At 69.9% G+C, this 9,595-nt stretch carries 10 protein-coding genes; 4 read left to right on the top strand and 6 right to left on the bottom strand.

From position 1 onward, the window contains the following. Positions 1–122: 122 nt before the first annotated feature. Positions 123–929, top strand: coding sequence for a hypothetical protein (locus tag ACMX37_RS05935; RefSeq protein ID WP_483147958.1), 807 nt, complete (start codon positions 123–125; stop codon positions 927–929). Positions 930–935: 6 nt separating this feature from the next. On the opposite strand, the gene ACMX37_RS05930 is transcribed toward ACMX37_RS05935, so the two are convergent. After that, the gene (locus tag ACMX37_RS05930) at positions 936–1,724 is read right to left on the bottom strand and encodes a LysR family transcriptional regulator (protein ID WP_483147957.1); all 789 of its coding nucleotides are present in this window, start codon (positions 1,722–1,724) and stop codon (positions 936–938) included. Positions 1,725–1,763: 39 nt separating this feature from the next. After that, positions 1,764–2,177 carry a Co2+/Mg2+ efflux protein ApaG gene (gene apaG, locus ACMX37_RS05925; protein ID WP_088914656.1) on the bottom strand — a complete coding sequence of 138 codons (414 nt, stop codon included), beginning with the start codon at positions 2,175–2,177 and terminating at the stop codon, positions 1,764–1,766. A gap of 143 nt (positions 2,178–2,320) precedes the next feature. Between apaG and ACMX37_RS05920 the strand changes: the two genes are divergently transcribed. After that, positions 2,321–3,043: a M15 family metallopeptidase gene (locus ACMX37_RS05920; protein WP_483147956.1), complete on the top strand. Its 723-nt coding sequence runs from the start codon at positions 2,321–2,323 to the stop codon at positions 3,041–3,043. 115 nt (positions 3,044–3,158) lie between these two features. On the opposite strand, the gene ACMX37_RS05915 is transcribed toward ACMX37_RS05920, so the two are convergent. The 4 genes from ACMX37_RS05915 to ACMX37_RS05900 form a co-directional block, all read right to left on the bottom strand. After that, positions 3,159–5,174: an alpha/beta hydrolase family protein gene (locus ACMX37_RS05915; protein ID WP_483147955.1), complete on the bottom strand. Its 2,016-nt coding sequence runs from the start codon at positions 5,172–5,174 to the stop codon at positions 3,159–3,161. Between the two features lie 88 nt (positions 5,175–5,262). Beyond that, positions 5,263–5,871: a DsbA family protein gene (locus ACMX37_RS05910; protein WP_483147954.1), complete on the bottom strand. Its 609-nt coding sequence runs from the start codon at positions 5,869–5,871 to the stop codon at positions 5,263–5,265. A gap of 12 nt (positions 5,872–5,883) precedes the next feature. Beyond that, on the bottom strand, positions 5,884–7,101 hold the full coding sequence (locus tag ACMX37_RS05905; RefSeq protein WP_483147953.1) for a trans-sulfuration enzyme family protein: 1,218 nt from the start codon (positions 7,099–7,101) through the stop codon (positions 5,884–5,886). 11 nt (positions 7,102–7,112) lie between these two features. After that, positions 7,113–7,676: a TetR/AcrR family transcriptional regulator gene (locus ACMX37_RS05900; protein WP_483147952.1), complete on the bottom strand. Its 564-nt coding sequence runs from the start codon at positions 7,674–7,676 to the stop codon at positions 7,113–7,115. Positions 7,677–7,751: 75 nt separating this feature from the next. Here ACMX37_RS05900 and ACMX37_RS05895 point away from each other — a divergent pair, with 75 nt between their 5' ends. Beyond that, complete coding sequence (locus ACMX37_RS05895; protein ID WP_483147951.1) at positions 7,752–8,165, top strand: hypothetical protein; 414 nt, start codon at positions 7,752–7,754, stop codon at positions 8,163–8,165. Between the two features lie 46 nt (positions 8,166–8,211). Then, positions 8,212–9,546, top strand: coding sequence for a phospholipid carrier-dependent glycosyltransferase (locus tag ACMX37_RS05890; RefSeq protein ID WP_483147950.1), 1,335 nt, complete (start codon positions 8,212–8,214; stop codon positions 9,544–9,546). The last annotated feature ends 49 nt before the right edge of the window (positions 9,547–9,595 follow it).

The raw sequence follows: 9,595 nt of genomic DNA, 5'->3' as shown, positions 1-9,595 counted from the left end.
CCTTCGTTCATGGATTGCCGCGTCGGCCCGGATCAAGTCCGGGCCTCCTCGCAATGACGAGGTGGGAGTTGGTGACGAACAATTTTCCTACTCCCCCGCCTTGTGCAATCTCCCCCCGCGCCATGACCCAGCAGCGCACCCCCTCCCCCCGCCCCTCCCGCTCCACCGCGCGCGCCATCGTCCGGAACAAACGAAAAATCCCGCGGCAGGCGACCTCCTCCGTCGCCTACGAGCTCGCGCCTCCGGCGCCCGATGATCCGCTGCTCGACTTCATGCCGGTCCCCCATGCGCGGCCCAAGGCGAACTCGATCACGCCCGACGTGCAGCGCGCCTTCATCGCGCAGCTCGCTGCGACGGGCATCGTCAAGCAGGCCGCGCGCCATGTCGGCAAGAGCCTCGAGGCGCTCTACAAGCTGCGGCAGAGGCCGGGGGCGGAGGGGTTCCGGGCGGCGTGGGATGCGGCGCTCGACCGGGGGGTGAGCCGGCTCGAGGACTGCGCGCTCGCCCGCGCGATCGAGGGGGAGGAGAAGCCGATCCTCCATGCGGGCAAGGTCGTCGGCGTCGAGCGGCGGCACAACGAGGCGCTGGTGATGTTCTTCCTGAAGGCCCGCCTCCCCCACCGCTACGACCAGCAGAAGGAGGTGGGGCCGGGCCACCCGCTCTACGAGAAGGTCGCGGCCGCCTATGCCGCCGAGCAGGCGCGGCTCGACAGCGATCCGGTCGCCGAGGCCGCGCGGCGCAAGCGGATCGACAGCATGATTGCGCGCTGGTTCCGGGGGTTCAGCGATCTGTGGGAGGAACGCCTCGCGCTGCTGGGGATCGACCTCGCGGACCCCGTCTATGCCGAGCGCGCCGCGGCGCTGAAGGCCGAGGGGCGCTGGCCTCAGGAGCATCCCGAACGCTTCGGGATCAGGCCCGATCCGCTCTAGCGCGTTCTATCCCGCAAGGTAGGCGACCAGCGCGCGGACCTTCTTTGATCGCCATTGCGGCGCGGGGGCGAGGAGCCAGTAGGAACGGATCGCGGGTTCGGGCTCGCCGGCGGCGACGAGGCGCCCCTGCCCGATCGCGGCCTCGGCCAGCGCCAGCGGCAGGACCGTGCGCCCCATGCCCGCCAGCGCCGAGGCGAGCGCTTGGCCGGGCGAGCCGGCCTTGATGCAGGGGTCCACGCCTTCGGGCAGCGGCATCCCGGGCCAGTCGATCCACGCATCCCGGTGCTCGGGCGCAGCGACCGTGACGCGCAGGGCGGGCGCGAGCTGGATGCCCTCGCAGTCCCCCGGCCCGTCGACCAGCCGGATCGCGAGATCGAGGTTCGCCTCGGTGAAATCGGCATGCTCGTCGGGGGCGAGGATGTATTGCACCCCCGGGGTCCCGGCCTGGAACACGGCGAGGCGGGGGGCGAGCCACTCGGCGTAGAACTCGCGCGGGACGGCGATGGTGTATCGGTCGGAGGCCTGCCCCGCCTGCATCGCGGCAACGCTCTCCTCGAAGCGGAGGAAGCCCTCGCGCAGGGGATCGAGCCCGGCCTCGCCTTCGGGCGTCAATTCGAGGCCCTTGGAGGTGCGGCGGAACAGGACGACGCCGAGCACGTCCTCGAGCGCGCGGATCTGCTGGCCCACGGCGGCGGGGGTCACGGCGAGCTCGTCCGCGGCGCGGGTGAAGGAGAGGTGCCGCGCGGCGGCGTCGAACACTCGCAGGGCGTTGAGGGGGAGGTGCGTGCGCTTCACGCCTCGCCGATTAGGGCGCGGCGCGGCTCACCGCAAGGGTCAGCGGGGCGAGCGCCCCTCGGCCGTCTCCGGCGCGGCGAGCGGGAAGAAGGGGATGCGCACCTCCGCGGGCGAACCGTCGGCCCGCTCGAAGGTGTAGAAGCCCTCCATCGATCCGAACGGCGTCGTCAGCGGGCAGCCCGAGACGTAGTCGTGGCTCTGCCCCGGGGTGAGCAACGGCTGTTCGCCGACCACGCCCTCCCCGTCGACATGGTTCACCATCCCGCGCCCGTCGGTGATCCGCCAGTGCCGGGTGCGCAGGCGCAGCGCCTCGTGCGAGCCGTTCTCGATGCGAATGTGATAGACCCAGAACCACTTGCCCGCCTCCGGATGCGACTGCTCCGGCAGGTAGTTGACGGCGACCCGGACGGTGACCCCGTCGGTGGTGGCGGCATGCTGGAAGAATTCTTTCATGTCGCCTCCGAAACTAGCGATTCTTTATGCGCTCACAAGACCCCCAACGCGCTTAACCACCGCTGTATCACGGCAGGTCCGCCGATTTGCGATGGGCGCGCCGGGGCGTTCGGCCTATGCGTTGTCCGGGCAGGAGGAGAGGCATGGCGATGAGGATGGAGACGACCGGGCCGATCTCGCGGCGCGGGGCACTGCGGGCGGCGGGCACGGGCCTGCTTGCCGGCTGGCTCGGGGCCTGCGCGCCGCGCGTGCTGACCGGCCCTTCCGCCCCTGCCCTCGCCCCGCCGGTCGATCCGCAGGCGACCGCGACGCCCGACCTGGTCGACCTCGCACGCTTCGATCCGCGCCTCAGGTTCGACATCCGCTATGCGACGCCGGCGAACTTCATGGGCCGGGTGCTCTACCCGGTTCCCCGCGCGGTGGCGCAGCGGCCCGTCGCCGAGGCGCTCTCCCGCGTCCAGACCCGCGCCGAGGCTGCGGGCTACGGCCTCCTCGTCTTCGACGCCTACCGCCCCTGGCGCATCACGAAAGCGATGTGGGACCAGACCCCGCCCGACAAGCGCGAGTTCGTCGCCGACCCCAGAACCGGATCACGCCACAACCGCGGCTGTTCGATCGACCTCTCGCTGCACCGCGATGGCGTGGAGGTCGCCATGCCCAGCCCCTACGACGACTTCACCCCCGCCGCCTACCGCTCCAACACCGCCGCCCCGCCCGAGGCGCTGCGTCTCAGCCGGATGCTGGAGGACTGGATGGTCGCCGAGGGCTTCGTGCCCCTGCCCAACGAATGGTGGCATTACGACTGGAAGGACTGGCGGCGCTATCCGGTGATGGACGTGCCGCTGGAGGAGGTGACGGCGGGGTGAGCGCGGGAGGTGTTGCGGTGTGGATCGTGGACCGCCTGTGCCGTTCGCAGCGCCAAACCGCTATTCAGCCGGTCACGATGTTTGCTGTTCATTCCCTCGCCAGCCAAGACCCCGCTCACTCGCCCGCCGCGGCCACCTGTGCGGCAGGCGCCCCGTCCGCCGGGTTGTGCTTTGCCAGAAAGCCCTCGAGCGCCTCGAACCAGGCCTGCGCATTCTCGGGCTTGGAGAAGGAGTGGCCCTCGCCCTTGATCACCAGCGTCTGCGGCGGGACCGGGGCGGTGCGGGCGGCTTTCTCGAAGATGTTGTACTGGCTCAGCGGCACGCGCTGGTCCTTGGTGCCATGCGCAAGCAGCACGGGGCGCGAAAGCTGGCCGGCGGTCCGATAGGCCGAAACCGCGTCGAGATTCGCGGTCCCGTCCTCGCCGCGCACCCGCGCCGACCACCACTTGTTGACCCGCTTGGTGAGATAGCGCCGGTCGTAGCGCAGCAGCTTCGCCCAGTCGGTCACCCCGGCCCAGCTCGCCGCGCAGCGGTAGCGTTCGGGATTGCGCAGCACCGCCCACAGCGCCGCATAGCCGCCGTAGGATCCGCCCACCACGCAGACCCGCGCCGGATCGGCGATGCCTTCCTTCACGGCCCAGTCCATCGCGTCGTCGATGTCGTCCTGCATCGCGCGCCCGATCTGGCCCTCGCCCTTCTCGAAGAAGTCCCCGCCATAGCCGCCCGAGCCGCGGAAATTGGGCTGGAGCACGGCATAGCCGCGATTGGCGAGGAGCTGCACCTCGTCGTTGTATTCGAGCTTGTCACGGATGCCGTAAGGCCCGCCGTGAGGCATGAGGATCAGCGGCAGCCCCTTGGCCGCGCGCCCGCGCGGGAGGGTCAGGTAGCCGCGGATCATCGTCCCGTCGCGGGCGGTGTACTGGATCGGCTTCGGCCGCGCGAGCGCCTGGAAATCGACCTCCGGGCGATATTGCGAGATCTCCTTGAGGCTTTTGGCCACGGGATCGAACAGGTAGAGCACCCCGGGATCGCTCTCGTTGCCGGCATAGACCAGCATCTTCGCATTGTTCTCCGCACGGCTGACCACCCACACCTCGGTATCGCCGAGCGCCTTCTGCAGCGCGCGATGCTCCTTCGCGATGGCGGGATCGAACCAGTGCACCTCGTCGCGATCGGCGGTGTAGAAGGCGGCGAAGGGCTTGCCCTGCTTCAGGGTGACGCTGTCGATGTCCCATTCGGGATGCTCGTAGATCGTCTCGACCGCCTCGCGCCGGGCGAAGTTGAAGCGCCTGAGGCCCACGCGCCCGTTCTCGCCGGCGGACAGGACATAGCCCTCGTCCGAACCGCCGATCACCTGGAGCGCGTCCCAGTAGCCCTCCTTGTCGTCCTCCTTCATCCGCGCGATCAGCGCCAGCTCGCTGGCACCGTCGGGGCGGTAGTAGACGTTGAGCTTGCCCCTGTTCCAGCCGGTGCCCATCCGCACCACGCCCTTGTCGTCGGCGACCCAGTTCCACACCCCCTCGCGCGAGGTCTGCACCGTGGTGATCTTGCCGCGAGGGGCAAGCTCATGGCGCATCACGGAGGGGTAGTCGTAGATCGACTTCTGGATCGAGACGAGGATGTAGGACCCGTCCTCGGCGATGTGGATGACGTTGTCGCCCTCGACCACTTCCTCGAAACGGCTGAACAGGCGGGTCAGCTCGCCGGTGCCGATCTCGACCAGGATCATGCGGGTGAAGCGCACCTCCTCGCCGAAGAAGGAGCCCGGGGTGGAGACCGAGAGCAGCAGCTTGTCGTCGGTGACCCAGCGGTACCATTCGAGCTCGTCGGCAGGGTCGGTCGCCCAGCCGCGCACGACCTGGCCCGAGGCGATGTCGGTGACGATCAGCTGCGCGGCGTCCGCCCCCTGACGCACGAAGGAGAAGAGGCCGCCACCGGGCGAGAGCCTGGTGTCCCAGAACGACGGGCGGCCCGCGAACTTGCTGGCGGGGATGAGCGGGGGCGGAGCCTCGCGCTCGGCGGGTGCGGCGGCGGGCGCCGGCGCGGTCTCCTGCGCGCCTGCCGTGGCGGCGGCCGACACAAGCCCTGCGGCGAGCATCGCCCGCACGAAAAATCCGTTATTGCCCCGCACGCGCCCCTGCCCCTGTGTCAGCCCCTGATTCGCCAAGCCTATGATTTGGGATGGCAAAGGCAAGGGGCTTGCGCGCCGGGACGGCGGATCATCCGCGGCTGAGCAGATCCTCGATCTGGCCGAGGCGTTCCTTGCCGAAGAACATCTCGGTGCCATTGACCCACATCGTCGGGATGCCGAAGGCCCCGCGCGCGACGACCGCGTCGGTGTTGGCGGCGAGGCCCTGCTTCACTTCGTCGGTCTGTGCGCGGGCGAAGAGGTCGGCGGCATCGAACCCGGCCGCGCTCACCGCCGCGCCGACGGCCTCGGGCGAGGAAATGTCCAGCCCCTCCTCCCAGATCGGGCGCAGCAGGCTCTCGGCGAACTGCACCCCGCGCCCGTCCTGGTCGGCGGCGTAGAGCATCCGCTGGAGCAGGATCGAATTGAACGGGAACTGCGGATGCATCCGGTAGCGGGTGAGACCGTGCTTCGCGATGAACCGCTCCATCTCGAGCATCGCGTATTCGTTCTTGCCCTTCACGTCCCTGTCGCGGATCATCGGCGGGGCGTTGCCGGTGAGCTTGTGCATCCCGCCGAGGAACACCGGCACGACATCAAGGCTCGCCTCGTAGCGGTTGACGAGTTCGCGCAGCGGCCACCAGATCAGGTAGGCGTTGGGGGAGACGAAATCGAAGACGAGTTCAACGCGGTTTGCCATGTCGGGTGATCCTCAAATGCCCGCCGCGGCGAGCGCCTGGTCCATGTCCTCGGTGAGGTCCTCGAGGTCCTCCAGCCCGACGTTGATGCGCAGCAGGCCCTCGGTCACGCCCATCTCGGCGCGCGCCTCCTCGGTGAGGCCGGCATGGGTGGTCGAGGCCGGGTGGCACATCAGCGAGCGGGCGTCGCCGATATTGTTCGAGATGTCGATCAGTTGCAGCGCGTCGAGGATCGCGAAGGCGCGCGCGCGGGTGCCGACGTCTAGCGCGAAGATCGGCCCCGTCGCATCCATCTGCGCGAGGGCGAGGTTGTGGCGCGGATGGCTCGGGAGGCCCGGGTGGAGCAGGTGCCCGCCTGCCTTCGTCACTCGCGGCTCGAGGAATTCGCCCAGCGCCACCGCGCTGCGGCTCTGCGCGAAGGCGCGCAAGGGAAGCGTCTCCAGCCCCTTCATCACCACCCAGGCGTTGAAGGCCGAGAGCGTCGGGCCGGTGTTGCGCTGGAAGGGCATCAGCACCTCGTCGATCCACTGGCGGCTGGCGCAGATCGCGCCCGCCAGCACGCGGCCCTGCCCGTCCATCAGCTTGGTCGCGGAATAGGCGACCACATCCGCGCCGAATTCCATCGGGCGCTGGAGCACCGGCGAGGCGAAGGCATTGTCGACCACGGTGGTGATCCCGTGCGCCTTGGCGAGGCCGCAGACGTAGGCGAGATCGACGATGTCGAGCGTGGGGTTGGCCGGGGTCTCGAAGAAGAACACTTTGGTCTCGGGCCGGATCGCGGCCTCCCAGGCGGCGTTGTCGGCGCTGTCGATGACGGTGGTGGCGATGCCGAACTTGGGCAGCAGGGTATCGACCAGCCAGCGGCAGCTCCCGAAGGCGGCGCGCGCGGCGACGACGTGATCGCCGGCCGAAAGCTGGCACAGCAGCGCCGCGGTCATCGCCGCCATGCCGCTCGCCTGCGCACGGCAGGCCTCGGCCCCCTCGATCAGGGCGATGCGCTCCTCGAGCATCGCGACCGTGGGGTTCTGGAGGCGCGAATAGGTCATCCCCACCGCCTCGCCGGCAAAGCGGTCGGCGACGGTCTGGGCGTCGTCGTAGGTGTAGCCCGAGGTGAGGAACAGCGCCTCGCTGGTCTCGCCGTGTTCGGAGCGCCAGGTGCCGCCGCGCAGCGCCCTTGTTGCGGGGCGCCAGCGCGCGGTGGCGGCGCGGTCCATGCCGGTGGTCTTCTTCATGGGGCGCGTCTCTAGGACGCCAGCAGCCCGCCCGCAAGCAGGCCTTCGCGCGCCGTATCCGCGTGGCCGAGCGAGGAGAGCATCAGCGTGCCCTCGATGACCGTCAGCAGCAGCCGCGCGCCGCCTGCGGGATCGGGATCGCCCGCGGGCATGTTGTCTTCGAGCCAGACGAGCAGCTCGTTCACCATCCCCCGTGCCGCCGGGCGGAAACCGGGAAGATCGCGCGCCGCGCCGCCGACGATCTCCCACCACAGCTGCATGAAGGGCTGGGCCTCGGGCGCGGCGTTCTGTTCGAGGATGCGCGCCAGCAGCGCGGCGCGCGTGGCGGGGCGCGCATCGGCGGTGATCACCGCCTCGAGCCCCGCGGCATAGACCCCTGCGGCAAAGGACAGCAGATCGGCGATCAGCTTCTCCTTGGTGCCGAAGTGGTAGATCAGCATCCGGTCCGAGGTGCCCGCCGCCTTGGCAAGCGGGCGCAGGCTCGCCTGGCCGAGCCCGTGGGCGAGCACATGCCCCAAGAGCAGGGGCAGCAGGCTGTCCTTCGACATCGGGGGCTTTTTCGCGCGGGGCGCCATGGCGGGCTTGTAGCGGCCGGGAGGGCTTGCTACAAGCGTGTGTAGCATTCGCTACATAACGGAGGATTTCCCGCCATGCCCGAAAGCCTTACGCCTTTTCTCGCGCTCGCCGGTGGCGGGCTTCTCGCCGGGGTCGCCGCGATCCTGATGATCGCGCTGCGCCCCGGTGAGCCCGGCAATGCGCTGCTCGCCGGCACCCTCTCGGCGGGCTTTGCCGGGTTCACCGCCGTCACCATCGCCAGCGAGGGCGTGTTCCCGGTGATCCTCAACCACACCGGCAACCTGTGGGGCGTGCAGGTGTGGTGGGACCTGCTGTTCTCGCTCGGCGTGGCCTTCTTCCTGATCCTGCCGCGTGCCCGGGCGCAGGGGATGAACGTGCCGGCATGGACCGCCTTCGTCCTCGCCACCGCCAGCATCGGCCTGCTGGCGATGGCCGCGCGGCTGTTCTGGCTCGAACAGGACGGCGCAAAGCAGGCCGCGCCCGCATAATCGCGCTTGCCCGCGGGGCTGGCCGTCCTTAAGCGCCAGCCCCGTCATGGCCGAGGCGCAAGCGACCCTCTCCCCCGCCGCCACCCCGCCGCCGCGCCCGCGCGATCCGCTGGCGTGGATCGCCGCGCTGACCGGCCTCTTCGCGCTTCTCACCGGCTGGCGGCTCGGCATCCCCTCGATCGAATATTTCGACGAGGTCCACTACGTCCCCGCGGCGCGCGAGATCCTCGCGCTGATCGAGGGCGGGCACGGGGCCTATCGCAACCGCGAGCACCCGCTGCTCGCCAAGGAGCTGATCGCGCTCGGCATGGCGGTGTTCGGCGACAATCCGCTCGGCTGGCGGGTGGTGCCGTGGCTTGCCGGAGTGCTGGCCTATTTCGCGGCGCTGCGGGCGCTGTGGCACGCCAGCCGCGACCGCTTCGCCACCCTCGCCTTCGGCGTGCTGCTGGCGACGGGCTTCCACCTCTTCATCCATGCCCGCATCGCCATGCTCGACATGGTGATGATCGCCGCGCTGGCGAGCGCCGCGTGGAACTTCGCCGCCGCCTGCGCGCAGCCCGAACAGGGCCGCTGGCGCCTCGCGCTGACCGGCATCGCCATCGGGGCCGCGCTGGGCGCGAAGTGGAACGCGATATCGCTCGCAATGCTGCCGGGGATCACCTTCTTCCTCGCCCGCCTGTCCGCCGGACGCCGCCGCCTGTTCCTCAGCCGCCGCGGCGCGCCGGTGCCGGGGATCACGCTCGTCGAGGCCTTCGTGTGGCTCGGGATTGTGCCGCTTTCCGTCTATGCCGCGACCTTCATCCCGGGCTACTGGCTGGCCGAGTATCTCCACCCCTCCCCGCTCGCGGAGAAGGGGCTGATCGGGCTGCACCGCGAGATCTTCGAGCTGCAGAGCCAGCTCATGACCCCGCACCGCTACATGAGCCAGTGGCCGCAATGGGTGCTGAACACCCGGGGGATCTGGTATCTCTACGAGGTCGTCGACGGGGCGCAGCGCGGGGTGCTGCTGGTGGGCAATCCGCTGACGATGTGGCTGGGCCTGCCGGCGCTGGCGTGGTGCCTTGTCGCGGGTGCGTGGCGGCGCGAACCGGCGCGGCTGGCGGCGGCGCTGGGCTATGCGGCAAGCCTCGGCCTGTGGCTCGTCGCGCCCAAGCCGGTGCAGTTCTACTACCACTATTTCGCGCCGAGCTTCTTCCTGCTCGCGGCCCTCGCGCTGGCGTGCAGCGATCTGAGGCGCCTGCCCTACGGCACCTGGATCGCCTGCGGCATCCCCGCCGCCTCGGCCGCGGTCTTCGCCTTCTTCTTCCCGATCATCGCCGCCCTGCCGCTGAAGGGGCCGAACAGCTTCGTCACCTGGATGTGGCTGGCGGGATGGTGGTGAGGAGAGACCCACGGTCCGTCATTGCGAGCGCAGCGAAGCAATCCATGGC

The sequence above is a fragment of the Porphyrobacter sp. THAI-01a genome (assembly GCF_056868655.1).
Note: the sequence above shows the minus strand (reverse complement) of the source record. Positions and strands in the feature narration are given on the sequence as shown.